We start from the raw sequence: 24,191 nt of genomic DNA on the forward strand, positions 1-24,191 counted from the left end.
TCGTGTGGAAATGAGAAAAATTCTCAACAAAGTGCTTTACAGACGATACTGATAACTATTATCATCGCCTGGCAGTTCACGGAAGGCCACAGTTTGCGGCTCTGATGTGGAAGGCACGACATTGCTCACATTGCTTCCAGTGTTTTTTAAGCCAGCTCGGGTGCTGGCTTTTTTTTTGCCTGCCTCAGACCGGAAACCTCGCCAGGCAAACAGCATATCCGCACTCTGCTGTTCAACCTGGACGATCTCGACAGAAGTTCGGGCTTTCATACATTCACAGTCCCGCGACGGAATTTCATACTCCTCCTCATCGACGCGCCGGCTGCGTTTGGCCTGCCACTGTTAACCGCGAGGAGAAAGCCTGTGATTATCCAACAAACCCCCATCAACTCAGGATTCGGGCCCAAAACGACCGCCGGCGAGGTGCTAACGGGCCTGGATCTGTCAGGCACTCAGGCCATCGTCACCGGTGGTCATTCAGGTCTCGGTCTGGAGACGACGCTGGCGCTGGCCGACGCCGGCGCACGGGTCATCGTCGCTTGCCGGGCACCGGCGGCAGCCAAAGAGGTGTTAGGGCAGAGCGCCGGCGTCGAGATCGCCGAACTCGATCTCGCCGATTTAAACAGCGTGCGCCGATTCGCCGCAGACTTTACCGCATCGAGCCTACGGGCGGATATTGTCATCAACAACGCCGGAGTGATGGCATGCCCGGAGGCGCGGGTGGGGCGCGGTTGGGAAAGGCAGTTCGCCACCAACCATCTCGGCCACTATGCGCTGACCAATTTGCTGTGGCCGGCCATTGCCGATGGCGGGCGGGTGGTCAGCGTTTCCTCCGCCGGGCATCACCATTCGGCGATCCGCTGGGAAGATGTGCAGTTCGAACGCGGTTACGACAAGTGGCTGGCGTACGGTCAGTCGAAGACGGCGAATGCCCTGTTTGCCGTCCGGTTGGATCTTCTTGGCCGCTCGCGGGGGATCCGCGCATTTAGCCTGCATCCTGGCAGCATCGCCACGCCGCTGCAGCGGCACATATCGAGAGAAGAGATGCTAGCCCTAGGCTGGATGGACGAAGACGGCAATCCGGCCGATCCCGACGCCCTTAAAACGCCTCAGCAGGGGGCCGCGACTCAGGTGTGGGCCGCCACCTCACCGCAGTTGCAGGGTTTGGGAGGACTTTACTGTGAGGATGGCGATATTGCCGGTATCGCCGCACACGACAGTCAGGCGCTGGTCGGCGTGAAGGAATACGCGATCGATCCGGAACAGGCGCAGCGTCTGTGGGCGCTTTCGGCGTCGCTGACCGGTGTCGATGCCTTCGCCTGAGCAGGCCGCTAATCGGATAAGAGGAGCGTCCATGATGTCGATGATGAAAGAAAAAAACCTGGCGATATCCAGCATGTTTTTCATGCTGGGGTTGTGTTTCGGCAGTTTGAGCTCAAGGATGGCGACGATCAAGGGAGGGCTCGCGTTGTCTGACGGCGTATTCGGCAGCGTACTGTTCGCCATGTCGGCCGGGGTGGTCTTGTCGCTGCCGATATCGGGATGGGCGATCGCCAAACTCGGCAGCAGGATGGTCGGCGTCGCGGCCATTCTGATCAACGCCATGCTTTTGCTTCTGGTGCCCTTTGCCGCGACGGTCCCTCAATTGGCGGCGTTGCTGTTTTTCTCCGGGTTCGCTTACAGCGCGGTCAATGTCTCTAACAACATGCAGGCCAGTATCGCCGAGGCGGTCAGCGGTAAAACGCGGCTGCCGTTCTTTCACGGTATATGGGGCGTGGCCGGGTTCGTCGGCGCAGGGATCGGGGCGCTAATGATCGGTCGGGATGTCGCCTTGCCGCTGCACTTTACTGGCATAGCGGCGGTGGCTCTGGTGTCCGCCTTGCTGTGTCGGCGGGCATTGTTCGACAAACCGGAGTTGGAACAGACCGGGCGCGCTTTCGCCATCCCGGACCGCTCGCTGTTCAACTATGGCCTGATCGTTTTCTGCTCGATGGCTTGTGAGGGCATCATGTATGACTGGAGCGTCGTTTATTTTCAGAATGTCGTCTCGGTCGATCGAAAATACATCGGCCTGGGTTTTACGGTATTTATGGCGGCCATGACGATCGGTCGGCTCATGTTGAACCGGTTCGTTGATCGGATCGGAGTGAGGAGAACGTTGCAGTGGGGCGGAATGCTGGCGTTCACCGGCATGACGCTAACGACCTGGTTGCCGGGGTTGGTGACATCGATAATCGGTTTTTTCCTGGTTGGGCTTGGCATTTGCGTCATTATTCCGCTGGTTGCGGGGGCGGCCGCAAGGTCTTCTTCCATGGCGCCAAGCGCCGCCATCGCGGCGGTGTTGACCATCGGCTTTCTGGGCACGCTGATCGGGCCGCCGTTAATCGGGTTCTTATCCGAAACTGTCGGTCTGCGCTATGCCTTTCTGGTCTGCGTCGCGTTGTCGCTCGGCGTCATTTATCGGGCAGGGAAAATACCGCAGTGATCTTGCAAGAAGGTGATTCATCGGCGGGAAAATCCCGCGCAGTGAAGTGACCGTCGGGAAAGGCCGACATCTCCAGGCGGCCGTCCTCAGGCCACATCTCCCAACCTGGGGCTAATAGCTGACGGCCGGGAAAGACCGGCACCCAATCCCTGCGTTACTAATCCTCGTCTTGCTCGCCGTTTTGCAGCAGCGCATGTTTTTTCAGCATGCCGCGCAGCTGATGATAGGTGAGCCCCAGCAGCTGCGCAGCCTTGCGCTGATTGAAACGCCCCTGCTGCAGCGCAGCTTCGATCAATACCTTCTCCTGCTCCAGCTGCCAGTTTTTCAAATCCAGCGGCAGCGCCGGTAACGCGCCGGCGCCTTCAGGGGCGGGCGCGACCGGCGCCGCCTCACGCGGCGCAAACGGGTTGATGATGATTTCGTCAAGCGGGCTGTCGCTGTCGCCGTGGCGATAAACCGAGCGCTCCACCACGTTTTTCAGTTCACGCACGTTGCCCGGCCAGCCATATTCGAGCAACGTTTGCCTGGCGCGTTCGGTAAAGCCGGGAAACAGCGGCAGCGCCAGTTCGCGGCACATTTGAATGGCGAAATGCTCGGCCAGCAGCATGATATCGGGCCGACGTTGGCGCAGCGGCGGCAGCTGCACCACGTCGAACGCCAGCCGATCCAGCAGATCGGCGCGGAATTTGCCCGCCGCCGCCAGCGCCGGCAGATCGTCGTTGGTGGCGCACACCAGGCGCACATCCACCCGCAGCGGCTGGCTGCCGCCCACGCGCTCCAGCTGGCCGTATTCGATCACCCGCAGCAGCTTCTCCTGCACCAGCATCGGCGCGGTCGCCAGCTCATCGAGGAACAGCGTGCCGCCGTCGGCGCGCTCGAAGCGCCCCAGATGGCGTTTCTGCGCGCCGGTAAAGGCGCCGGCCTCGTGGCCGAACAGTTCGGAATCCAGCAGGTTTTCATTCAGCGCCGCGCAGTTGAGCGAGATGAACGGCCCTTGCCAGCGGTTGGAAAGGTAGTGTAGGCGGTGGGCGATCAGCTCCTTGCCGGTACCGCGCTCGCCGATCACCAGCACCGGTTTGTTCAGCTTTGCCACCTGGGAGACTTGCTCCAATACGTCGACAAAGGCGTTTGCCTCGCCCAACAAATTCTCTGGCTGCTCGTTCATGATGAAATTCGCCAATGTTTGGTGAAAATAATCACTCTACAGCAAGCGCGCAGAGAGTCAAAAAATAATATCCATTATTTATCAATGATATAAAAGTTGGCACGGGTTTTGATTATATCTTCAGGCAAGCTGTACGACTTAACGCGGCGCTTCAGACGCCATCAGAACCAAGAGGAAGTGAATTATGGGTATTTTTTCTCGTTTTGCCGACATCGTGAACGCCAACATCAACACCCTGCTGGATAAGGCGGAAGATCCGCAGAAGCTGGTGCGGTTGATGATCCAAGAGATGGAAGACACGCTGGTTGAAGTTCGTTCTACGTCGGCGCGTGCGCTGGCGGAGAAAAAGCAGCTGCTGCGTCGCATTGAGCAGGGCGAAAGCCAGGTAGGCGACTGGCAGGAAAAAGCCGAACTGGCGCTGCGCAAAGATAAAGAAGACTTGGCCCGTGCGGCGCTGATCGAAAAACAAAAGGTGGTCGATCTGATCGCCACGCTGACGCAAGAAGTGACGACCGTAGAAGAAACGCTGGCACGCATGAAGAGCGAAATCGGCGAGCTGGAAAACAAGCTGACCGAAACCCGTGCGCGGCAGCAGGCGTTGGCGCTGCGTCATCAGGCCGCGTCTTCCTCCCGTGAAGTGCGCCGCCAGCTCGACAGCGGCAAGCTGGATGAAGCGATGGCGCGTTTCGAACAGTTCGAGCGCCGCATCGACCATATGGAAGCCGAAGCGGAAAGCATCAGCATCGGTAAAAAGAAGTCGCTGGACCAAGAGTTTGCCGAGCTGAAAGCCGACGACGCCATCAGTGAGCAGCTGGCGGCGCTGAAAGCCAAGATGAACCGCTCAGAGTAAGGCGAACCGCGGCCACACGTCGGAGGTGGCCGCCTATCCAGGACCCGATAAGAAGGAATAACAATGAGTGCTTTATTACTTGCCATTCCGCTGACAATTTTCGTGCTGTTTGTCGCGCCGATTTGGCTTTGGCTGCATTACAGCAATCGGCAACAGACCGGCATCCAGCTGAGTCAGCAAGAAATGCAGCGCCTGGCGCAGCTGGCGGAAGACGCCAAACGCATGCGTGAACGCATTCAGGCGCTGGAAGAGATCCTTGATGCGGAACACCCGAACTGGAGACAGTCCTGATGAGCATGACGCTGGGCAGTAAAAAGCTTTATCGCGTTCCCGAAGAAGGCATGGTGAAAGGCGTCTGCGCCGGTTTGGCCCACTATTTCGACGTGCCGGTGCGCCTGATCCGCGTGATGGTGGTGCTGTCGCTGTTCTTCGGGCTGTTTTTCTTCACGCTGGTGGCCTATATCGCGCTGGTGTTCGTGTTGGACGAAGCGCCGGCCAGCCGTTTCGAAGGCGAGCATCAGAAGACGCCGCGCCAGCTGCTCGATCAGCTGGAATATGAGTTGGGCAGCGGCGAGCAGCAGCTGCGTCAGGTCGAGCGCTACGTAACGTCCGATACCTTCGGCGTACAGAGCCGTTTCCGCAAGCTGTAACCCTTCTTGCGATGCCCGGCCTGCGCAGGCCGGGCATCTTCGCCGCCGTTATCCCGTTGAATGTACAATTAATCGTCTTGTGCCGGAGGGCATTGTCATGAATAAAATCGATGTTGCGAACACCGCCAGAACGGGTGGATTTAAACGAGGAGCGGCGGCAATGTTGAAGACATTGGCTAAAGTCATCATCATAGCGTTATTGAACTATGGCCCGGCGGGCGCCGCCGGCTGGCTGTTGAAGACCGTCGGCCGCAAACCGGTGCGCTTCGTGCTGGCGCTGGTGCTGGAACCGCTGTTCCGTAAAGGCCTGAACAAGGCATTCGGGCGTTACGTCAAGGAGAGCAATGAAACGACTGCAAAATGAGTTAACCTCGCTGGTCAACCGCGGAATGGATCGCCATCTGCGCCTGGCGGTGACCGGCCTGAGCCGCAGCGGCAAAACCGCCTTTATCACCGCCTTCGTCAACCAACTGCTGCATGTGCACAGCGGCGCGCGCATGCCGCTGTTTTCACCGGCGCGCGAAGAGCGCCTGCTGGGCGTCAAACGCATCCCGCAGCGCGATCTCGGCATCCAGCGTTTCACCTATGACGAAGGGCTGGCGCAGCTTTACGGCACGCCGCCGGCCTGGCCGACGCCGACGCGCGGCGTCAGCGAAATCCGTCTGGCGCTGCGTTACCGCTCCAACGACTCGCTGCTGCGCCACTTCAAAGACACCTCCACGCTGTACCTGGAGATCGTCGATTATCCCGGTGAATGGTTGCTGGATCTGCCGATGCTCGAGCAGGATTACCTGGCCTGGTCGCGCCAGATGGCCGGGCTGCTGCAGGGCGAACGCGCAGAATGGGCCAAACCCTGGCTTGAGCTGTGCAAGGCCTGCGATCCGCTGGCCCCGGCCGACGAAAACCGCCTGGCGGCGATCGCCCAGGCCTACACCGATTATCTGCTGCGCTGCAAAAGCGAAGGGCTGCACTTCATTCAGCCGGGGCGTTTCGTGCTGCCGGGCGACATGGCCGGCGCGCCGGCGCTGCAGTTTTTCCCGTGGCCCGACGTGGCCGCGATCGGCGAATCGAAGCTGGCGCAGGCCGACAAACACACCAACATCGGCATGTTGCGCGCTCGTTTCAACTACTATTGCCAGTCGATCGTCAAAAACTTCTACAAAGAACACTTCGTCCGTTTCGATCGGCAAATCGTGCTGGTCGACTGCCTGCAGCCGCTCAACAGCGGCCCACAGGCGTTCAACGACATGCGTCTGGCGCTGACCCAACTGATGCAGAGCTTCCATTACGGCAAGCGCACGCTGTTTCGCCGCTTGTTCTCGCCGACCATCGACAAACTGATGTTTGCCGCCACCAAGGCGGATCATATCACCGCCGATCAGCACGCCAATCTGGTGTCGTTGCTGCAACAGCTGGTGCAGGAGGCGTGGCAGAATGCGGCGTTCGAGGGCATCAGCATGGATTGCGTCGGCCTGGCCTCGGTGCAGGCGACCGAGAGCGGCATCGTCGATCATCAGGGGCAACGCATTCCGGCGCTGAAGGGCAACCGCCTCGGTGACGGCGCGCCGCTGACGGTGTTCCCCGGCGAAGTGCCCGCGCGCCTGCCGGGGCCGGCGTTCTGGCAAAGCCAGGGGTTCCACTTCGATGAATTTCGTCCACGCGCCATGAGCGTGGACAGCCCGTTGCCGCACATCCGTCTGGATGCGGTGATGGAGTTTTTATTGGGAGACAAATTGCGATGAGCGAGCCGATCAAACCGCGTATCGATTTTGACGAGCCGCTGCAGCCGCCGCAGGAGCCGGCGTTGCGCGCCGGCGTCGCTTTCGATGCCGAACAGGCGGAAAGCTTTTTCCCGGCGGCGCCGGAGCTGCAGCAGGAAGAAGAAGAAGGGCGCGCCGAAGGCATCATTAACGCCGCGCTGAAACCGAAACGCAGCCTGTGGCGCAAAATGGTCACCGCTGGCCTGGCGCTGTTCGGCGTCAGCATGGTGGCACAGGGCGTGCAGTGGGTGCATACCGCCTGGGTGCAGCAGGACTGGATCGCCATGGGCGGCGGCGTGGCCGGCGGCCTGATCGTGTTCGCCGGCGTCGGTTCGGTGGTCACCGAGTGGCGGCGTTTGTATCGGCTGCGCCAGCGCGCGGAAGAGCGCGACGTGGCGCGCGAGCTGTTGCACAGCCACGGGCTGGGCCAGGGGCGCGAATTCTGCGAGAAGCTGGCGCGTCAGGCCGGGCTGGAGCAGGGGCATCCGGCGCTGCAGCGCTGGCAGGCCTCGCTGCATGAAACGCAAAATGACCGTGAAGTGGTGGAGCTGTACGCCAAACTGGTGCAGCCGGTGCTCGACAACCAGGCGCGGCGCGAAATCAGCCGCTCCGCCGCCGAATCGACGCTGATGATCGCCGTCAGCCCGTTGGCGCTGGTGGATATGGCGTTTATCGCCTGGCGCAACATCCGTTTGATCAACCGCATCGCCGCGCTATACGGCATCGAGCTGGGCTACTTCAGCCGTATTCGTCTGTTCCGGCTGGTGCTGTTGAACATCGCCTTCGCCGGCGCTTCCGAGCTGGTGCGCGAAGTGGGCATGGACTGGATGTCGCAGGATCTGGCAGCGCGGCTGTCGGCGCGCGCGGCGCAGGGCATCGGCGCCGGCTTGCTGACCGCGCGGCTGGGCATCAAGGCGATGGAACTGTGCCGCCCGCTGCCGTGGCTGGAAGGGGAAAAGCCGAAGCTTGGCGATTTCCGCAGCCAGCTGATCGGCCAGTTGAAAGACACGCTGAAAAAGAGCGACGGCAAGGCCAAATAATCCCGCACGGCGCTCTCAGGAGCGCCGCTTTCTCAACGGCGCCGACGCCGGACGTAATCGAGACTTGACGACAGTCGATCCCCCTGCGAGTGCGTGATAAATCTCTGCAAAATTAATTCTGGTTGTGATAACTCTCTGTTTGTAGTCTAAAATGACGCCGATGCTGTTATTCGCTTGCGTTTAAAATCAGCAACCACGGCAATAAATCAGAGTTCTGTCAACTTTTGCTGACAGATCGCTTCTACCGCCCGGTGCGAGGGAGTATCATCATCGTCAACGATCCCCGCACCTGCAGAGATAAGGCCAACACTGATGCGTTTGGAAGTATTTTGCGAAGACCGCCTCGGTCTCACTCGAGAATTACTCGATCTTTTGGTATCGCGCAGCATTGACTTACGTGGCATCGAGATCGATCCCATCGGCCGCATTTACCTCAATTTCTCCCAGCTGGAGTTCGATACTTTCCGCGCGCTGATGGCGGAGATCCGCCGCATCGCCGGCGTGACCGACGTGCGCACCGTCAGCTTTATGCCTTCCGAACGCGAGCACCGCGCGCTGCGCGCGCTGCTGGAATCGATGCCGGAACCGGTGTTCTCGATCGACATGAAGGGCAAGGTCGAGCTGGCCAACCCGGCAGCGCAGGCGCTGTTCAGCCTGAACGAAGACAAAATCCGCAACCAGACCGCCGGGGCGCTGATCGGCGGCTATAACTTCAGCCGCTGGCTGGAGAGCGAGCATACGGCGCCGCACTCCGAGCGGGTGGTGATCCGCAGCCAGGACTTCCTGATGGACATCACGCCCATCTATCTGGAAGACGAACAGCAGCAGCCGGCCGCGGTCGGCGCTGTGGTGATGCTGAAGTCCACCGCGCGCATGGGCCGCCAGCTGCAAAATCTGTCGGTGAACGACGATACCGAATTCGACCACATCGTCGCGGTGAGCGCCAAGATGCGTCACGTGCTGGAGCAGGCGCGCAAGCTGGCGATGCTCGATGCGCCGCTGCTGATCGTCGGCGATACCGGCACCGGCAAGGATATTCTGGCCCGCGCCTGCCATTTGCGCAGCCCGCGCGGCAAACAGCCGTTCCTGGCGCTGAACTGCGCCGCGCTGCCGGATGACGTGGTGGAGAGCGAGCTGTTCGGCCATGCGCCGGGCGCTTATCCCAACGCGCTGGAAGGCAAGAAGGGCTTCTTCGAGCAGGCCAACGGCGGCTCGGTGCTGCTGGATGAGATCGGCGAAATGTCGCCGCGCATGCAGACCAAACTGCTGCGTTTCCTTAACGACGGCACCTTCCGCCGGGTCGGCGAAGAGCATGAGGTGCACGTCGACGTGCGCGTGATCTGCGCCACCCAGAAAAACCTCACCGAGCTGGTGCAGCGCGGCGAATTCCGCGAAGATCTCTATTATCGCCTCAACGTGCTGACCATCACCATCCCGCCGCTGCGCGAACGTCCGCAGGACATCATGCCGCTGACCGAGCTGTTCGTGGCGCGCTTCGCCGATGAGCAGGGCGTGGCGCGGCCCAAGCTGGCGAGCGATTTGGGCGGCTTCCTCAGCAAGTACGGCTGGCCGGGCAACGTACGCCAGTTGAAAAACGCCATCTACCGCGCGCTGACGCAAACCGAAGGCTACGAACTGCGGCCGCAGGATATCGTGTTGCCGGAGTTCGAGGTGGAGATGTCGCTGGGCGACGAGGTGCTGGACGGCTCGCTGGACGACATCAGCAAGCGTTTCGAGCGCTCGGTGCTGACGCGTCTGTATCGCACCTATCCCAGCACCCGCAAGCTGGCGAAGCGCCTGGGCGTTTCCCACACCGCCATCGCCAACAAGCTGCGCGAGTATGGCCTGAGCAGCCGCAAAGGCGGCGCCGAGGGCGAAGAATAAGAAAGGCGCCTTGCGGCGCCTTTAATGGGTATCCAAAGCCAGCGTTCGCCGGCTTTATTATTTCAGCGCAGCCAGCGCCGCGTCGTAGTCCGGCTCGGTGGTGATTTCGTTCACCAGCTCGCTGTACAGCACGTTGTCCTGGCCATCCAGCACCACGACTGCACGCGCGGTCAGGCCCGCCAACGGGCCTTCGGCGATTTCGACGCCGTACGCCTGCTTGAACTCGGCGCCGCGCAGGGTGGACAGGGTGACCACGTTGCTCAGGCCTTCTGCGCCGCAGAAGCGAGACTGAGCGAACGGCAGATCGGCGGAGATGCACAGCACCACGGTGTTATCCAGGCCGCTGGCCAACTGGTTGAATTTACGCACCGACGTCGCGCAGACGCCGGTATCGATGCTTGGGAAGATGTTCAGGACTTTGCGTTTACCCGCGAAGCTGCTCAGCGCTACGTCTGACAGGTCTTTGGCAACCAGTGAGAAGGCCTTGGCCTGTTCGCCCTGCTGTGGCAGTTTGCCCGCTACGCTGACCGGATTGCCTTGAAAATGTACTGTCTGAGTCATTGCTAGATTCCTTTTACAGGTGTTTATACAAAGGGTATGAACCTGATGAAACGGCGCACCGGCAACGGCATTTAACATCAGGTTCACACCCTGGCGCCAGTTTATGACAACCGGGGCGGATTGGATATCAAAGTTTGCTAAATAGTTGTATATATTAGGCTGTTCTATAAAACATCACCGCGCATCAGCCGGGCTGAATGCGCAGTTTTCGCTCAGGAGCCGTTATGAGAGACATGCGTTTTTACCCGGAAGCCTGGCCGCTGCATACCGCCTTCGTGATTGCGCGCGGCAGCCGCACCGAAGCCCGGGTGGTGGTGGTCGAAATCGAACAGCAGGGCGTGCGCGGCACCGGTGAATGCACGCCGTACCCGCGTTACGGCGAGAGCGAGGAATCGGTGATGGCGCAGCTGGCAGAGATGGCGCCGGCGATCGCACAAGGCATAACCCGCGAGCAGCTGCTGGCGCAGATGCCGGCGGGCGCCGCCCGCAACGCGCTGGATTCGGCACTGTGGGATCTGGAGTGCCGCCTGCACGGGCAGAGCCTGTGGCAGCGCAGCGGCGTGGTGGCTCCGGCGCATATCCGTATGGCGCAGACCGTCAGCATCGGCACGCCGGAAGCGATGGCCTTCGCCGCGCGCGAACTGGAGCGGCAGGGTGCCACGCTGCTGAAGATCAAACTCGACGATCACTATATCAGCGAACGACTGGTGGCGATCCGCGCTGCGGTGCCGCAGGCGACGCTGATCGTCGACGCCAATGAGTCCTGGCAGGCGGAAGGGCTGGCGGCGCGCTGCCAGCTGCTGGCCGATCTCGGCGTGGCGATGCTGGAGCAGCCGCTGCCGGCCGGTGACGACGCCGCGCTGGAGCACTTTATTCATCCGCTGCCGATCTGCGCCGATGAAAGCTGCCACACCCGCGCCGATCTGCCGCGGCTGGCGCCGCGCTATCAGATGGTCAATATCAAACTGGACAAAACCGGCGGCTTGACCGAGGCGTTGGCGCTGGCGCAGGCCGCGCGCGAACAAGGGTTCGACATCATGCTCGGCTGCATGTTGTGCACGTCGCGGGCGATATCCGCCGCCTTGCCGCTGGCGCCGGCGGCGCGCTTCGTCGATCTGGACGGCCCGACCTGGCTGGCGCGTGACGTCGAGCCAGGCCTAGCGTTCGAATGCGGGGCGATCGTCGATATCGCCCCGTAAGGATTAATTCGGGTAGGTCAGCAGCTCGGTCATCGCGTCGATGTAGCGCTCGCTGGCGGCATCGGCGGAGATCGGCGGGAATTCGGCGGTGATGCACGGCAGCGACAGATCCGCGCACCAGCTGCCGAACGAACCGGGCGTTTCATAACCGACGCTGGTCACCAGCGGCAGTTCGAACTTGTGCGCCAGCCAAACGCCGAGCCGCGAGCTGGCGGGATCTTCGATGCAGGCCAGCGGCTCATGGAACGACACCACCCAGTGCGGCTTCAGGCGATGGATCAGGTGACACAGCGCCTGGGTTTCCGGTTCGGAACCGGGGCGCCCGCCGGTGGAGAGCTTGACGTCGCGCACCGGCGCCGCGCTGTTCCAGCGGTAGACGGTGTCGCCGGAGCGCCAGTTGGCGGCCGGGAAGTTGCGGTTCAGATCGACGCCGTTGGCATTGGCGCGCAGCCCAAGTTGGCAGCCGTCGGGGTTGACCGCCAGCACCACGTGGTGCCGCAGCCGCTCGGGGGCGATGCTGCGCAGCGCGCAGGACAGGGTCACGATGGCGGCGCTCTCATCGCCGTGGGTGCCGGCGATGATCAGCCCGGTCTGCGGGCCGCTGCTCGCCGCCGGGAAATAGAGCAGCGGCGCGCCCAGCAGCGAGCTGCCGTAGTTCTCTCCTGCGATGGCCAACTGGCCACGTTCACTGCGTGGTCGATGTTCGGTCATGGTGTTGTCCCTGGATTAAAGGTGAGAGTCATTGTCATTTTATTCAGTGTATTACGCTTTGAGACATCTTTCCCATCGCAATTGTGCGGCGTTTGCGCGATCTGTGACGCGGCGGCGGCGAAAACGCCAATTAAACCGCACCTGGCCTGACGCTGTTGTTATACTAACGGCAGTGCTAAGCCAATCACCCGCAAGAGGATTTAACATGCCAGTAGCCAGAATCATCGCCAGCTATAGCGAAAATGAAAATGACACCATCACGCTGCTGTGCGGCGTGGACGCTGAAAACCAGATCCGCCAGGGGGAGTGGTTCGGCGTGGTGAAAAACGACGACGGGCGCGGGGATGAATCGAACTATCCGTTCACCCTGCATATCGATTACCAGAAAGATGCCTTCTACCTCGATTACGGCTACGACGACGCCGACGCGCGCCAGCTGCAAAAAACCGATATTTCGGCCCGTCCGCTGGCCGAGAAAGGCTTTTTCACCGTGTTCGATGAAGAAGAAGGCGAAGAGTTCAGCTACCGCATCAACAGCATCCACCTGTACGACTGACGGTCGCTGCTGCAAACACCGCCCGTGCCGCCCTGCGCCGCACGGGTTTTTTATCGCCTGAATCGCACTTTTTGCAACTTCTCGGCCGTGAGCGCTAGGCCGGACGGATCTTGTGCTATATGATAAAAAATTCAGATGGTTAACGGGGGAACATCATAATGACGGGAAGAAAAATGCAACGAGGTTTTCGTTTGGCGCTTTGCGCGGCGGCGATCGGCGCCTGTATGAGCAGCGCCATGGCGGCGCAGGTTCCCCCGGGCACCGCGCTGGCGGCCAAACAGGAAATCGTGCGCCATATTAAAGACGAACCGGCCTCGCTCGATCCGATCAAAGCGGTTGGCCTGCCGGAGGCCCAGCTGGCGCGCGATCTGTTCGAAGGGCTGGTCAATCAGGACGCCAGCGGGAAAGTGATCCCCGGCGTGGCTACGCGTTGGCAGACCAGCGACAACCAGACTTATATCTTCCATCTGCGCAAAGACGCGCGGTGGTCAAACGGTGACCCTGTCACGGCGAAGGACTTCGTCTACAGCTGGCAGCGGCTGGTAGAGCCGAAAAACCTGTCGCCGTTCGCCTGGTTCGCGCAGCTGGCGGGGATCCAGAACGCCGAACAGATCATCAGCGGCAAATTGCCGGCCGATCGCTTGGGCGTGTCGGCGCCGGACGACTACACGCTAAAAGTGCAGCTGGACAAACCGGTGCCTTATTTCGTCAGCCTGACGGCCAACTTCAGCCTGTTCCCGGTGAATCAGGCAGTGGTGGAAAAATACGGCAACGACTGGACCAAGGTCGGCAATCTGGTGGGCAACGGCGCGTTCAAACTGCAGGAGCGGGTGGTGAACGAGAAGCTGGTGCTGACGCCTAACGACCATTACTGGGATCATGCGCGTACCGTGCTGACCAAAGTGACCTTCGTGCCGATCAACCAGGAATCCAACGCCACCAAGCGTTACCTGGCGGGTGATATCGACATCACCGAATCCTTCCCGAAAAACATGTATCAGAAGCTGCTGAAAGACATTCCGGGGCAGGTGTATACGCCGGATCAGCTCGGCACCTATTACTACGCGTTCAACACCCAGCGCGCGCCGACCAACGACGTGCGGGTGCGCCAGGCCTTGTCCTATGCCATCGATCGCAAGATTATCGCCGAAAAAGTGCTGGGCACCGGCGAAAAACCGGCCTATCACTTCACGCCGGACGTGACAGCCGGGTTTAAACCGGAAGTGAGCTTGCTGCAACAGCAATCGCAGGCGGAGTTGGACGCGCAGGCCAAGGCGTTGTTGCAGGCGGCCGGTTACGGCCCGAACAACCCGCTGAAGCTGACGCTGCTGTATAACACCTCGGAAAGCCACCAGAAGATCGCCATCGCCGTGGCCTCGATGTGGAAGAAGAAGCTGGGGATTGACGTCAAGCTGCAGAACCAGGAATGGAAAACCTACATCGACAGCCGCAACACCGGCAATTTCGACGTGATCCGCGCCTCCTGGGTAGGTGACTATAACGAAGCGTCGACCTTCCTGTCGCTGCTGACCTCGACCCACAGCGGCAACATCGCCAAGTTCAAGAACGCGGACTATGACAAGCTGCTGGCGCAGGCGGGGCGGGAAACCAATCCGGCGGCGGTGACCGCCGATTACAACAAGATGGAGCAGATCATTGCCGATCAGGCGCCGATCGCGCCGATTTACCAGTACACCAACGGCCGCCTGATCAAGCCGTGGGTAAAAGGCTACCCGATCACCAATCCGGAAGACGTGGCCTACAGCCAGACGATGTATATCATCAAACACTGAGTCGCTTTAATTATCGCCCTCGCTTGATGCGGGGGCTTTATTTTTTTTCGACGATGAAACTAAGAAGATAATTAATTATTTCACGCGATAAACCCCGTTTAATAATAAACAGGGTTGCCATCATCACAGTATTTTCGCTATTTCAGAGAATGGTTACGCTTATAGACAGTCCCGCATGGCATCCACCACCACCCGGCCGTTCATGTCGGTTTGAGTGATGCGGTAACTGGTGGGGTACGAGCGTCGGGTGCTGAAACGATCGTGGACGGAGACCTTGCCAATCTGCAGGCCGGCGGCGTTTTTCACCACAAACTCACTGATCTCTTCCTGGCCCTGGTTTTGCAAATGGATATTGCTGATTTTTTCCAGCGTATCGCTGGCGTTTATTTTTAAATGGTCGCGTAACATAACTACCTCCTCGTAGTGAGAAAAGTATATGCCCCTAAAATTTGCGCTGAAACAGCTTTGTGTTGATTTGTTATTATCATTTTGAATTAAAAATGATAGCAATATGTTAAGTCATAATAATAACGGCATTGCCAGCGCTTTATCAGCGATATTGCCTGATTTGTCGGCAAAGGTTTATTTCATTGCCGTTATTATTAGTCTGCATTAATGGGGAAAAGCGCCTGCCTGGCCGCCGGGGCGGAAAATACGCAGGCGACGTTGTGCCCGCAGCCGGGAACGATCGTTAACCGATGCGGCTTCTCCGGCGCCAGGTAATGCCGATCGTAGTCGGCGTAGGCCAGGGCGCGCTGCAATCGATAGGGGCCCTGCAACTGGGCGGCGCAGGATTTGTCAAGTATCCGATAGTAGGCGCCCGGCGCGGCGCCGGTATCCTCGGCGGCGGCCAGATAGGTGATATCGGCGGCGGCGTAACGCCGACGAGCCGCGTCGGCGGTGCGCTGCAGGTGAGCGGGAAACGCTTCCAGACCGTATTTCCATCGGTTGGCCTGCGGACAATGGCCGGCGTCCAGCGTTTGCCAGCGAAAACGGCAGGTTTCTTCACTGCTGCAGTTTCCCCAACTGGTGGGCAGAGGGCGCAGGCGATCAAAATAGAGCCAGCTGCCGGGATCGGCCACCACATAGCGCAGACGCACTCCGCGTGGCGGCTGGGCAAAGCCGACATAATGCTGCACGAACTGGGCGCCGGCGGAAAAACCGGCCACGGTTATCGACTGCAGCGACGGCCAGCGCCGTTTCAGATCGGCCAGCAGGTTATCCATGGCGTTAAATGAGCCGGTCTTCCCGCCATTATCCAAATCGCCCTCGATCCAGGAGCCGCAGCGCCACAGGGCGTCGCCGTCTTGCGGCTGGGGCAGACCGGCGGAATGGCAGTGGGCGGCGAGTTTTACCGGTACCTGAAACAGCGGGGCGACAAGCAAGCTGCTGTCTCCCGCTCCCTGCGCGGCGTCGATCGCCGCTTGCAACGTCCTGGCGGCGTCGCGTGGATGGCCGTGCATCACCACCAGTGCGCTACGCGGCTGGGGGGATCGGGCGTGAGCGACAAAATAAGGCAGGGAACCGGCCGCCGTCGGCGCGCGATAGGGCGTGGCGAGGCGCTCCAACACCGGCTCTGCACGAACCGATTGGCCGAACAGCAGCAGGGCGGCCATTGCGATGCACCGCAGGCGGCGCATTCTCGTCAGGCTCGGCGCAGCGCAGTGCGCATTTGTCTCAGGACTTCCCGGCATCGTTGTTCCTCACGCGCTCGTTGGTAGTAGCGATAAAAGGCGCGTTCCGAGCTGAGGTTACCCGCGCGTGCCAGCTGTCTGAAGGTCAGGTATGCCAGGCTGAACATAATGATAATAAATAATAAGCCGGGGAACAGCAACGTCCAGCCGTCGGTGATGCGCGCATTAGGCAGATAGCTGAGTGAATGGGGCGTAATCAATACCCCTGACTGCTGCAGTCCCCATTGAGTCAACGCGGGGAACAGTACCAGCAGCGTGACGAACAGCAAATACAGCAAAAAATAGCGACACGAAAGCAGGAAACGTTTGAAGGCGTTATTGGCGCTTGGCCGCAAAACGAAGCCCGCGGACGTGGCGCGCAAGATTTGCTGGCGGCCACCGGTGAAGCGATAACGTTCCAGCGCCGCTACGCTGTCCGGCAATGCCAGCAGCAGTTGCAGCGCAGTAAGGCCGGCGCTGCTGTTGCCGAGATAGTCGCGAAATCGCAACAGGCGTATGGGGGCGCTCTGGCGCTTCTCGACGGATTCGAGCAGGTTCAGCAGCTTATCGCGGTTTTCCCGCCGAATGCGAAAAGGGGTTTTGACGACGGCGATAAACAGCGTAATGACGGTCGGTAAGACGATTTTCAAAATATCCGCGGCGCTGATTTGTAACATGCGAGTCTCCTCTCGGGCTGTCTTGCGTTCCTTGCGGCAGAAGTATAGACCACGCTTATAGGACAACGTGAAAACTGGCGTTACAGCTTGGCCTTTGATCTCCAAGGCGTTAACGCTAGACTCAGCAACATAAGCAAGACTGAGGGGATAAATGAATGGATGTGATTGAGGGGAGCGAGCTGCAGATCGCCGATGCGGTTTACGCCTACCAGCTGGACGGCAAGGGCGGCGTCACGCCGATCGGGCAGGATGACAAGATCACCTGCGACGCGCCGTGCTGGCTGCATCTTGATTACGCGCACCCGGCCAGCGCCGAATGGCTGAGCACCACGCCGCTGCTGCCGGACTCGGTGCGCGAAGCGCTCTCCGGCGAAAGCTCACGGCCGCGCGTCAGCCGCCAGGGCGAAGGCACCATGATCACCCTGCGCAGCATCAACTTCAACGCCAATTCCCGGCCGGACCAGCTGGTCACCATTCGCGTGTACATCACCGATAAACTGATTGTCTCTACCCGACACCGCAAGGTGTATTCCATCGATCAGGTGGTGAACGATCTGCAAAGCGGCGCCGGGCCGACCAACAGCGGCAGCTGGCTGGTGGAAATTTCCGATGCGTTGACCGATCACACCAGCGAATTTATCGAGGATCTGCACGACAAGATCATCGATCTGGAGGACGCATTGCTGGAGCAGCAGGTGCCGGAGCGCGGCCAGCTGGCGCTGATCCGTAAACAGCTGATCGTGCTGCGCCGCTATATGGCGCCGCAGCGCGACGTCTTCGCGCGGCTGGCCAGCGACCGCCTGCCGTGGATGAGCGACGACGATCGCCGCCGCATGCAGGACATCGCCGATCGCCTGGGGCGGGGATTGGACGATCTGGACGGCAGCATCGCGCGCACCGCCATCTTGTCCGACGAAATCACCACGGTGATGGCCGATGCGATGAACCGCCGCACTTACACCATGTCATTGTTGGCGATGGTATTTCTGCCTACCACCTTCCTGACCGGGCTGTTCGGGGTCAACCTTGGCGGCATTCCGGGCGGCGGCAATCCTCTCGGTTTTGCGGCGTTTTGCCTGATGCTGGGCGGGTTGGTGCTTGGCGTCGCCTGGTGGCTGAAGCGCAGCCGCTGGCTGTAGGCAAAAATGACGAAAACCCGGTTAACATTGAGCAATATCAACATTTAGCCGGGGGAAATGGGGCATGATCTCTCTCGCAGGTGAATGCAACGTCAAGCGATGGGCGTTGCGCTCCATAATTGTCTTACTTTCTTATTTTTGAATTACTGCATAGCACATTTGATTCGTACAATGCCGGTTTAATCACCGGCATTTTTTTATTCGGCTTTCCTCTTTTCTTCAGGCCGCGCTTTCATCCCAGAAGCTGGCTTCAATCTTGTGCCCATCCAAATCACGGACAAAGCAGCCGTAGTAAGCCTCGCCGTAGTGCGGCCGCGAACCGGGCGCGCCTTCATCGGCGGCGCCGGCCAGCAGCGCCTGGCGATGGAATTCATCCACCTGTTGTTTGCTGGTGGCGAAAAAACCGACGTGCGTGCCGTTGCCGGGCGAGGCCGGCCGGCCGTCGATCGGCACCTGCAGCCAAAACTCCGGGTAGTCGCGGCCGTAACCGATGGCGCCGGGATGCTCCAGCACGCGTCGGCAACCCAAGGCGGCCAGCGTGCGATCGTAAAAGGCGGCGGCGGCCTCGAAATCGTTGGAGCCCAGCGAGACGTGGGACAGGCAGGGGGTGATATTCATTGCGCGATCTCCATATGGCTGTATAAATAAACAGTATAGGGTAAAAACGGCACCGCCCAGTAAATTTTGCGCAAACTGTGAACAGGATCGAGATCGTCGAGAGAGGGGGATGTCGCCGCTTGCAGTGGGCAAGCGGCGAGAGGGGCTTATTTGATTTCCAGCACGTTCAACCGCTCTGGCGCTGGCACCGCGTCGTCTGAGTCTTCCGGCTGCCAGCCGACTGGTTGCATCGGGATGTCTTCGCGATCGAAGGCCAAATCGCCGCCATCCACCACGGCGCTACCGTGGTGAATGCCTTTGAAATCGAACAGGTTGATGTCGCTCAGGTGCGAAGGCACCACGTTTTGCATGGCGCTGAACATGGTTTCCAACCGGCCAGGGTAACGTTTGTCCCAGTCGCGCAGCATATCGCCGATCACCTGGCGCTGCAGGTTAGGCTGCGAGCCGCACAGGTTGCATGGGATGATTGGGAATTCCTTGGCGATCGAGAAGCGTTCGATGTCTTTCTCGCGGCAGTAGGCCAGCGGGCGAATGACCACGTGCTTGCCGTCGTCGCTCATCAGCTTGGGCGGCATGCCTTTCATCTTGCCGCCGTAGAACATGTTGAGGAACAGCGTCTGCAGAATGTCGTCTCGGTGGTGGCCCAGCGCGATCTTGGTGGCGCCCAGTTCGGTGGCGGTGCGGTACAAAATGCCGCGGCGCAGGCGCGAGCACAGTGAACAGGTGGTTTTGCCTTCCGGGATCTTGTCTTTGACGATGCTGTAGGTATTCTCTTCAACGATCTTGTACTCCACCCCCAGGCTTTCCAGGTAGGCGGGCAGAATATGCTCCGGGAAGCCGGGCTGCTTCTGATCGAGGTTCACCGCCACCAGGGAGAAGTTGACCGGCGCGCTCTGCTGCAGATTGCGCAGGATCTCCAGCATGGTGTAGCTGTCTTTACCGCCGGACAGACAGACCATGATGCGGTCGCCTTCTTCAATCATATTGAAATCGGCGATCGCTTCGCCCACGTTGCGGCGCAGGCGCTTTTGCAATTTGTTAAGGTTGTACTGCTCTTTTTGGCTAACGGATTGCTTTTCTGACATTTAAATCGTGCTCATTCTCAATGGGGGGCACTAGGGGCATGGCGTTGTAGCCGCGAGTTTACCATTCAACCGGCGGCTTTTGATCATTATTCATCATCCTGCTGCCACGCGCCCGACGCGAGGCCTGTATGGTACGGATTGCGCGCAGGAATGCCAGCGGGTTTTTGCTGCGGCTGACGCCGGCGGTAAAAGAACAGGGCGCGAATCGCTCGCGCCCTGAGGGAGGTTACTCTGCGGCGGATTTTTCCGCCTTGCCGGCCAGCAGGCTGAGGAAATCGTATTTCTCCTGCAGCTCTTTCTCGGCGGCCTGATACAGCGCGCTGGCCACTTCCGGCTGCTGCGCGTTCAGGCGGCGGAAACGCTGTTCTTTCAGCAGCGTTTCCGACAGGCTGCTGTTCGGCGGCCGCGAATCCAGCGCCAATGCGGCCTTGCCCTCGGCGCTGCGGCGCGGATCGAAGCGGTACAGCGGCCAGAAGCCGGTGGCGGTCAGCTGTTTCATCTGATCGTGGCTGAGCGCCAGATCGTAGCCGTGCTCTTCGCACGGGCTGTAGGCGATGATCAGCGACGGCCCCGGATAGGCCTCGGCCTCCTGAATCGCTTTCACCGTTTGGTTGAGCTGCGCCCCCAGCGAGATCTGCGCCACGTAGACATGGCCGTACATCATCATGCTGACGCCCAAATCCTTGCGCGCCTTGCGCTTGCCGTGTTCGCCGAACTTGGTCACCGCGCCGAGCGGCGTGGCCTTCGACTGCTGGCCGCCGGTGTTGGAGTAGCACTGGGTGTCGAGCACCAGCACGTTGACGTTCTCCGTCAGGCTGAGGACGTGATCCAAACCGCCGAAGCCGATGTCGTAGGCCCAACCGTCACCGCCGATCAGCCAGATGGATTTATCCACCAGGTAGTCGGCGCCGGCCGCCAGCTGGCGCGCGTCTTCGCCTTCGAGATTGGCCAACAGCGTGCGCAGTTCGGCGATCTGCTTACGGCGCGGCTCCGGCGCCACGTCGCCCATCTGCAGGGCATTGACCAACCGCTCCGGCAGCTGCGGCGCCAGAGCATTCAGCAGGCGCAGCACTCGCGCGCGATGTTGATCGACCGTTAAACGGAAGCCCAGGCCGAATTCGGCGTTGTCTTCGAACAGCGAGTTGGCCCACGCCGGGCCGCGCCCTTCGGCGTTGGTGGTGTAAGGCGTGGTCGGCAGGTTACCGCCGTAGATCGACGAGCAGCCGGTAGCGTTGGCGATCAGCAAACGGTCGCCATAGAGCTGGGTCAACAGCTTGATGTACGGCGTTTCGCCGCAGCCGGAGCAGGCGCCGGAGTACTCGAACAGCGGCGTGATCAGCTGCGAAGTGCGAATGTCGATGCGCTCCAGCTGCGCCGGATCGATTTCCGGCAGCTGCAGGAAGAAGTCGTAGTTGTCTTTTTCCGCCGTCAGATTATCGAGGCGCGAAGCCATGTTGATGGCCTTGATCTCCGGGTTCTGGCGATCTTTCGCCGGGCAGACCTCGACGCACAGGTTACAGCCGGTGCAATCCTCCGGCGCTACCTGCAGCACGTATTTCTGGCCGCGCATATCGCGCGCTTTGACATCCAGCGACTGCAGGGAGGCGGGGGCGTGCTCCATCTCCGCCGGCTGAACCACCTTGGCGCGAATGGCGGAGTGCGGGCAGGCGGCGACGCAGTGGTTGCACTGGGTACACAGGTCGGGCTGCCAGATCGGGATCGCTTCGGCGATGTTGCGCTTTTCCCATTGGGTGGTGCCCACCGGCCAGGTGCCGTCCGGTGGGAAGGCGGAAACCGGCAGCGCATCGCCCAGCCCGGCCAGCATCGCGGCGGTGACGGTTTTGACGAAGTCCGGCGCGGCGTCCGAGACCACCGGCGGGCGCATCGGGCTGCTGGCGTCGACCGGCTGCAGCGGGATCTCGGTCAGCGCGGCGCGGGTGGCGCCCAGCGCCTGCCAGTTGCGCTCGACGATCTCTTGGCCCTTGCTGCTGTAGCTGCGGGCGATGGCGTCCTGCAGCTGTTGCAGCGCCACGTCGCTCGGCAGGATCTGCGTCAGGTGGAAGAACGCCATCTGCATCACGGTGTTGATGCGCGCGCCGAGCCGGCATTCGCGCGCCAGCTTGGCGGCGTTGATGATATAGAATCGCGCCTGGCGTTGGTGCAACAGCGCCTGAACCTCCTGCGGCAGGCGCGACCAGACCTCGTCGGCGCCGTAAGGGGTATTGAGCAGGAAGGTGCCGCCGGGCTTCAGGCGTTCGACCATTTGGTACTTATCGATAAACTGCAGCTGGTGGCAGCCGATGAAGTCCGCGTGGCTGACCAGGTAGGCCGAGTTGATCGGCTGTTCGCTGACGCGCAGGTGCGACACCGTCAGGCCGCCGGCCTTTTTGGAGTCGTAGACGAAATAGCCCTGGGCATACAGCGGCGTGGCGTTGCCGATGATCTTGATGTTGTTCTTGGTGGCCGAGACCGAGCCGTCGCTGCCCAAACCGTAGAACAGCGCTTCCAGCGAGGCGCGCTGCGGCAGGATTTCGTCGCTCAGCGGCAGCGAAAGCCCGGTGACATCATCGAAGATGCCGACGGTAAAGCGCGGGCGCGGCTGCGGCTGGGCCAGCTCGCGGAACACCGCCAGCGCGCAGTCGGGGCCGAACTCTTTCGACGACAGGCCGTAACGGCCGCCGATCACCCGCGGCAGCGTGGCGCGCTCACCCCGGCTGTAGGCTTCCGCCAGCGCGGTCATCACGTCCAGATACAGCGGCTCGGCCAGCGCGCCCGGTTCTTTGGTGCGATCGAGCACCGCGACGCTGCGCACGCTGTCCGGCAGCGCGTCGAGCAGGTATTTGGCGGAGAACGGCCGGAACAGCCGGACTTTCAGCACGCCGACTTTCTCGCCGCGGGCCAGCAGGGTGTCGATCACCTCTTCGCAGGTGCCGGCGGCGGAGCCCATCACCACCACCACGCGTTCGGCCTGCGGGTGGCCGTAATAGTCGAACGGCCGATAGTGGCGGCCGGTGAGGGCGGCGAAGGCTGCCATGGCGTCGATCACGTGCTGGCCGGTGGCGTCATACCACGGGTTGGTGGCTTCGCGCGACTGGAAATAGGTGTCCGGGTTGGCGGAAGTGCCGCGCACCACCGGATGATCCGGCGACAGCGCCCGGCTGCGGTGAGCGTCGATCGCCGCCTGCGGCAGCATTTGCCGCAGCGTATCGTCGCTGAGCGGTACGATCTTGTTGATTTCGTGCGAGGTGCGGAAGCCGTCGAAGAAATGGATAAACGGCACGCGCGCGTTGAGGGTGGCGGTCTGCGAGATCAGCGCGAAGTCCTGCGCCTCCTGCACGCTGCCGGCGCACAGCATGGCGCAGCCGGTCTGGCGCACCGCCATCACGTCCGAGTGGTCACCGAAGATGGACAGCGCGTGCGTGGCTACGGTGCGCGCGGCGACGTGCAGCACAAACGGCGTCAGCTCGCCGGCCAGTTTGTACAGCGTCGGGATCATCAACAGCAGACCCTGCGATGAGGTGAACGAGGTCGACAGCGCGCCGGTTTGCAAGGCGCCGTGCACGGTGGCGATAGCGCCGCCTTCCGACTGCATTTCCACTACCCGGGGAATATCGCCCCAGATGTTTTGCCGGCCATCACCGGACCAGGCATCCGCCTGCTCCGCCATGGTGGAACTCGGCGTGATAGGGTAGATGGCAATCACTTCGTTGGTGCGATAGGCCACGGAAGCGACTGCATTATTACCATCTGTAGTTATCATCGGCGTTACCTTTTCATTGCTCTCAAAGCCGCGAAAGCGCACTTTCGCAGTAATGGAAAAAAGTCTAACAGAGGGTTTGAACGCGGCTTTATCGTGTTTGTGTGGCGGGTGACAAATCGTCAAAGGCCTATTTCCTCGTCGATTGGGGGCCGGCGGCAATAAATTGTTTTCACCGTTTAAAGACAATTTATTTCCGGCACGTCATAATTGCGCATCGGCAAACTGACAGAAGAAAATCATGAGCGCATTTATGTATTTGACGATGGCGATAGTCGCGGAAGTGATCGCCACCACCATGTTGAAAGCTTCCGAGGGCTTTACCCGCCTGTGGCCGTCGCTGCTGGTGGTGCTGGGCTACGGCGTGGCATTTTGGGGGCTGTCGATGGTGGTCAAGAGTATGCCGCTGGGCATCGTGTATGCGATTTGGTCAGGCATGGGGATCGTGCTGGTGTCGGTCGCCGCGGTATTTGTTTATCAGCAAAAATTGGATTGGCCGGCGATCGTCGGCATGGGATTAATTATTGCCGGCGTGCTGGTGATTAATTTACTGTCGAAAGCCACGGTGCACTGAGTGTTATTTTAATG

At 60.5% G+C, this 24,191-nt stretch carries 24 protein-coding genes; 14 read left to right on the forward strand and 10 right to left on the reverse strand.

All coding sequences use genetic code 11. From position 1 onward, the window contains the following. Positions 1-36 precede the first annotated feature (36 nt). On the reverse strand, positions 37-270 hold the full coding sequence (locus tag ACF8MC_RS02850) for a hypothetical protein (protein ID WP_164040399.1): 234 nt from the start codon (positions 268-270) through the stop codon (positions 37-39). A gap of 93 nt (positions 271-363) precedes the next feature. Between ACF8MC_RS02850 and ACF8MC_RS02855 the strand changes: the two genes are divergently transcribed. Both ACF8MC_RS02855 and ACF8MC_RS02860 read left to right on the forward strand, forming a co-directional pair. Further along, a complete protein-coding gene (locus tag ACF8MC_RS02855; protein ID WP_164104992.1) occupies positions 364-1,323 on the forward strand; it encodes an SDR family NAD(P)-dependent oxidoreductase in 960 nt (319 codons plus the stop codon). A 31-nt stretch (positions 1,324-1,354) separates the two neighbouring features. Continuing rightward, a complete protein-coding gene (locus ACF8MC_RS02860) occupies positions 1,355-2,485 on the forward strand; it encodes an MFS transporter (RefSeq protein ID WP_049234348.1) in 1,131 nt (376 codons plus the stop codon). Between the two features lie 157 nt (positions 2,486-2,642). On the opposite strand, the gene pspF is transcribed toward ACF8MC_RS02860, so the two are convergent. Next, entirely contained in the window at positions 2,643-3,650 is a 1,008-nt protein-coding gene (gene pspF / locus ACF8MC_RS02865; protein ID WP_103798492.1) for a phage shock protein operon transcriptional activator, read from the reverse strand. Between the two features lie 184 nt (positions 3,651-3,834). Here pspF and pspA point away from each other — a divergent pair, with 184 nt between their 5' ends. The 7 genes from pspA to tyrR all read left to right on the forward strand — a co-directional run bounded on the left by pspA (position 3,835) and on the right by tyrR (position 9,834). After that, positions 3,835-4,500: a phage shock protein PspA gene (pspA, locus tag ACF8MC_RS02870; protein ID WP_047567251.1), complete on the forward strand. Its 666-nt coding sequence runs from the start codon at positions 3,835-3,837 to the stop codon at positions 4,498-4,500. Positions 4,501-4,563: 63 nt separating this feature from the next. After that, on the forward strand, positions 4,564-4,791 hold the full coding sequence (gene pspB, locus ACF8MC_RS02875; RefSeq protein ID WP_004930553.1) for an envelope stress response membrane protein PspB: 228 nt from the start codon (positions 4,564-4,566) through the stop codon (positions 4,789-4,791). Continuing rightward, the gene (gene pspC / locus ACF8MC_RS02880; protein WP_033643233.1) at positions 4,791-5,150 is read left to right on the forward strand and encodes an envelope stress response membrane protein PspC; all 360 of its coding nucleotides are present in this window, start codon (positions 4,791-4,793) and stop codon (positions 5,148-5,150) included. The genes pspB and pspC overlap by 1 nt, the downstream gene beginning before the upstream one ends. A gap of 97 nt (positions 5,151-5,247) precedes the next feature. Further along, entirely contained in the window at positions 5,248-5,514 is a 267-nt protein-coding gene (pspD, locus tag ACF8MC_RS02885) for a phage shock protein PspD (protein ID WP_031299672.1), read from the forward strand. After that, entirely contained in the window at positions 5,495-6,892 is a 1,398-nt protein-coding gene (locus tag ACF8MC_RS02890) for a YcjX family protein (protein WP_033653054.1), read from the forward strand. Before pspD ends, ACF8MC_RS02890 begins: the two co-directional genes overlap by 20 nt. Continuing rightward, a complete protein-coding gene (locus ACF8MC_RS02895) occupies positions 6,889-7,950 on the forward strand; it encodes a YcjF family protein (protein ID WP_164104991.1) in 1,062 nt (353 codons plus the stop codon). The genes ACF8MC_RS02890 and ACF8MC_RS02895 overlap by 4 nt, the downstream gene beginning before the upstream one ends. Before the next feature lie 312 nt (positions 7,951-8,262). Next, positions 8,263-9,834, forward strand: coding sequence for a transcriptional regulator TyrR (gene tyrR / locus ACF8MC_RS02900; protein ID WP_033648446.1), 1,572 nt, complete (start codon positions 8,263-8,265; stop codon positions 9,832-9,834). A 57-nt stretch (positions 9,835-9,891) separates the two neighbouring features. On the opposite strand, the gene tpx is transcribed toward tyrR, so the two are convergent. Then, the gene (gene tpx / locus ACF8MC_RS02905) at positions 9,892-10,395 is read right to left on the reverse strand and encodes a thiol peroxidase (RefSeq protein ID WP_004930536.1); all 504 of its coding nucleotides are present in this window, start codon (positions 10,393-10,395) and stop codon (positions 9,892-9,894) included. 224 nt (positions 10,396-10,619) lie between these two features. Here tpx and ycjG point away from each other — a divergent pair, with 224 nt between their 5' ends. Next, positions 10,620-11,594 carry an L-Ala-D/L-Glu epimerase gene (ycjG, locus tag ACF8MC_RS02910; RefSeq protein WP_164104990.1) on the forward strand — a complete coding sequence of 325 codons (975 nt, stop codon included), beginning with the start codon at positions 10,620-10,622 and terminating at the stop codon, positions 11,592-11,594. A gap of 3 nt (positions 11,595-11,597) precedes the next feature. Here ycjG and mpaA read toward each other — a convergent pair whose 3' ends face one another. Then, positions 11,598-12,305, reverse strand: coding sequence for a murein tripeptide amidase MpaA (gene mpaA, locus ACF8MC_RS02915; protein WP_033648445.1), 708 nt, complete (start codon positions 12,303-12,305; stop codon positions 11,598-11,600). Positions 12,306-12,510: 205 nt separating this feature from the next. On the opposite strand from mpaA, the gene ACF8MC_RS02920 reads away from it, so the two are divergent. Together ACF8MC_RS02920 and ACF8MC_RS02925 are read left to right on the forward strand one after the other, a co-directional pair. Next, positions 12,511-12,861: a hypothetical protein gene (locus tag ACF8MC_RS02920; protein ID WP_015378006.1), complete on the forward strand. Its 351-nt coding sequence runs from the start codon at positions 12,511-12,513 to the stop codon at positions 12,859-12,861. Between the two features lie 158 nt (positions 12,862-13,019). Beyond that, positions 13,020-14,654: an ABC transporter substrate-binding protein gene (locus ACF8MC_RS02925; RefSeq protein WP_164104989.1), complete on the forward strand. Its 1,635-nt coding sequence runs from the start codon at positions 13,020-13,022 to the stop codon at positions 14,652-14,654. Positions 14,655-14,813: 159 nt separating this feature from the next. On the opposite strand, the gene ACF8MC_RS02930 is transcribed toward ACF8MC_RS02925, so the two are convergent. The 3 genes from ACF8MC_RS02930 to ACF8MC_RS02940 form a co-directional block, all read right to left on the reverse strand. Next, complete coding sequence (locus ACF8MC_RS02930; protein ID WP_033648443.1) at positions 14,814-15,062, reverse strand: hypothetical protein; 249 nt, start codon at positions 15,060-15,062, stop codon at positions 14,814-14,816. A 194-nt stretch (positions 15,063-15,256) separates the two neighbouring features. Beyond that, a complete protein-coding gene (locus ACF8MC_RS02935) occupies positions 15,257-16,294 on the reverse strand; it encodes a hypothetical protein (RefSeq protein ID WP_060387802.1) in 1,038 nt (345 codons plus the stop codon). A 5-nt stretch (positions 16,295-16,299) separates the two neighbouring features. Then, positions 16,300-17,109 carry a hypothetical protein gene (locus ACF8MC_RS02940; protein ID WP_225845395.1) on the reverse strand — a complete coding sequence of 270 codons (810 nt, stop codon included), beginning with the start codon at positions 17,107-17,109 and terminating at the stop codon, positions 16,300-16,302. A gap of 50 nt (positions 17,110-17,159) precedes the next feature. Here ACF8MC_RS02940 and zntB point away from each other — a divergent pair, with 50 nt between their 5' ends. Continuing rightward, the gene (gene zntB / locus ACF8MC_RS02945; RefSeq protein ID WP_049234356.1) at positions 17,160-18,143 is read left to right on the forward strand and encodes a zinc transporter ZntB; all 984 of its coding nucleotides are present in this window, start codon (positions 17,160-17,162) and stop codon (positions 18,141-18,143) included. 219 nt (positions 18,144-18,362) lie between these two features. Here the strand turns inward: zntB and ACF8MC_RS02950 are convergent, their stop codons facing one another. The 3 genes from ACF8MC_RS02950 to nifJ form a co-directional block, all read right to left on the reverse strand. Further along, positions 18,363-18,761, reverse strand: coding sequence for a VOC family protein (locus ACF8MC_RS02950; protein ID WP_033634674.1), 399 nt, complete (start codon positions 18,759-18,761; stop codon positions 18,363-18,365). 146 nt (positions 18,762-18,907) lie between these two features. Next, positions 18,908-19,846 carry a tRNA 2-thiocytidine(32) synthetase TtcA gene (ttcA, locus tag ACF8MC_RS02955; protein ID WP_033634672.1) on the reverse strand — a complete coding sequence of 313 codons (939 nt, stop codon included), beginning with the start codon at positions 19,844-19,846 and terminating at the stop codon, positions 18,908-18,910. Positions 19,847-20,072: 226 nt separating this feature from the next. Next, positions 20,073-23,606: a pyruvate:ferredoxin (flavodoxin) oxidoreductase gene (gene nifJ, locus ACF8MC_RS02960; RefSeq protein ID WP_060421234.1), complete on the reverse strand. Its 3,534-nt coding sequence runs from the start codon at positions 23,604-23,606 to the stop codon at positions 20,073-20,075. A gap of 238 nt (positions 23,607-23,844) precedes the next feature. Here nifJ and ssmE point away from each other — a divergent pair, with 238 nt between their 5' ends. Then, a complete protein-coding gene (gene ssmE / locus ACF8MC_RS02965) occupies positions 23,845-24,177 on the forward strand; it encodes a multidrug efflux SMR transporter SsmE (protein WP_033634669.1) in 333 nt (110 codons plus the stop codon). Positions 24,178-24,191 lie beyond the last annotated feature (14 nt).

The sequence above is a fragment of the Serratia sp. LACPHL-BACT-2024-00286 genome, from assembly GCF_043109535.1.
GTDB lineage: Bacteria > Pseudomonadota > Gammaproteobacteria > Enterobacterales > Enterobacteriaceae > Serratia > Serratia sarumanii.

What these genes read in the sequence shown, in the direction of transcription:
- ACF8MC_RS02850 (WP_164040399.1), bottom strand. Translation starts at nt 270, where the DNA reads ATGAAAGCCCGAACTTCTGTCGAGATCGTCCAGGTTGAACAGCAGAGT.
- ACF8MC_RS02860 (WP_049234348.1), top strand. Translation starts at nt 1,355, where the DNA reads ATGATGTCGATGATGAAAGAAAAAAACCTGGCGATATCCAGCATGTTT.
- pspF (WP_103798492.1), bottom strand. Translation starts at nt 3,650, where the DNA reads ATGAACGAGCAGCCAGAGAATTTGTTGGGCGAGGCAAACGCCTTTGTC.
- pspA (WP_047567251.1), top strand. Translation starts at nt 3,835, where the DNA reads ATGGGTATTTTTTCTCGTTTTGCCGACATCGTGAACGCCAACATCAAC.
- pspB (WP_004930553.1), top strand. Translation starts at nt 4,564, where the DNA reads ATGAGTGCTTTATTACTTGCCATTCCGCTGACAATTTTCGTGCTGTTT.
- pspC (WP_033643233.1), top strand. Translation starts at nt 4,791, where the DNA reads ATGAGCATGACGCTGGGCAGTAAAAAGCTTTATCGCGTTCCCGAAGAA.
- pspD (WP_031299672.1), top strand. Translation starts at nt 5,248, where the DNA reads ATGAATAAAATCGATGTTGCGAACACCGCCAGAACGGGTGGATTTAAA.
- ACF8MC_RS02890 (WP_033653054.1), top strand. Translation starts at nt 5,495, where the DNA reads ATGAAACGACTGCAAAATGAGTTAACCTCGCTGGTCAACCGCGGAATG.
- ACF8MC_RS02895 (WP_164104991.1), top strand. Translation starts at nt 6,889, where the DNA reads ATGAGCGAGCCGATCAAACCGCGTATCGATTTTGACGAGCCGCTGCAG.
- tyrR (WP_033648446.1), top strand. Translation starts at nt 8,263, where the DNA reads ATGCGTTTGGAAGTATTTTGCGAAGACCGCCTCGGTCTCACTCGAGAA.
- tpx (WP_004930536.1), bottom strand. Translation starts at nt 10,395, where the DNA reads ATGACTCAGACAGTACATTTTCAAGGCAATCCGGTCAGCGTAGCGGGC.
- ycjG (WP_164104990.1), top strand. Translation starts at nt 10,620, where the DNA reads ATGAGAGACATGCGTTTTTACCCGGAAGCCTGGCCGCTGCATACCGCC.
- mpaA (WP_033648445.1), bottom strand. Translation starts at nt 12,305, where the DNA reads ATGACCGAACATCGACCACGCAGTGAACGTGGCCAGTTGGCCATCGCA.
- ACF8MC_RS02920 (WP_015378006.1), top strand. Translation starts at nt 12,511, where the DNA reads ATGCCAGTAGCCAGAATCATCGCCAGCTATAGCGAAAATGAAAATGAC.
- ACF8MC_RS02925 (WP_164104989.1), top strand. Translation starts at nt 13,020, where the DNA reads ATGACGGGAAGAAAAATGCAACGAGGTTTTCGTTTGGCGCTTTGCGCG.
- ACF8MC_RS02930 (WP_033648443.1), bottom strand. Translation starts at nt 15,062, where the DNA reads ATGTTACGCGACCATTTAAAAATAAACGCCAGCGATACGCTGGAAAAA.
- ACF8MC_RS02935 (WP_060387802.1), bottom strand. Translation starts at nt 16,294, where the DNA reads ATGCGCCGCCTGCGGTGCATCGCAATGGCCGCCCTGCTGCTGTTCGGC.
- zntB (WP_049234356.1), top strand. Translation starts at nt 17,160, where the DNA reads ATGGATGTGATTGAGGGGAGCGAGCTGCAGATCGCCGATGCGGTTTAC.
- ACF8MC_RS02950 (WP_033634674.1), bottom strand. Translation starts at nt 18,761, where the DNA reads ATGAATATCACCCCCTGCCTGTCCCACGTCTCGCTGGGCTCCAACGAT.
- ttcA (WP_033634672.1), bottom strand. Translation starts at nt 19,846, where the DNA reads ATGTCAGAAAAGCAATCCGTTAGCCAAAAAGAGCAGTACAACCTTAAC.
- nifJ (WP_060421234.1), bottom strand. Translation starts at nt 23,606, where the DNA reads ATGATAACTACAGATGGTAATAATGCAGTCGCTTCCGTGGCCTATCGC.
- ssmE (WP_033634669.1), top strand. Translation starts at nt 23,845, where the DNA reads ATGAGCGCATTTATGTATTTGACGATGGCGATAGTCGCGGAAGTGATC.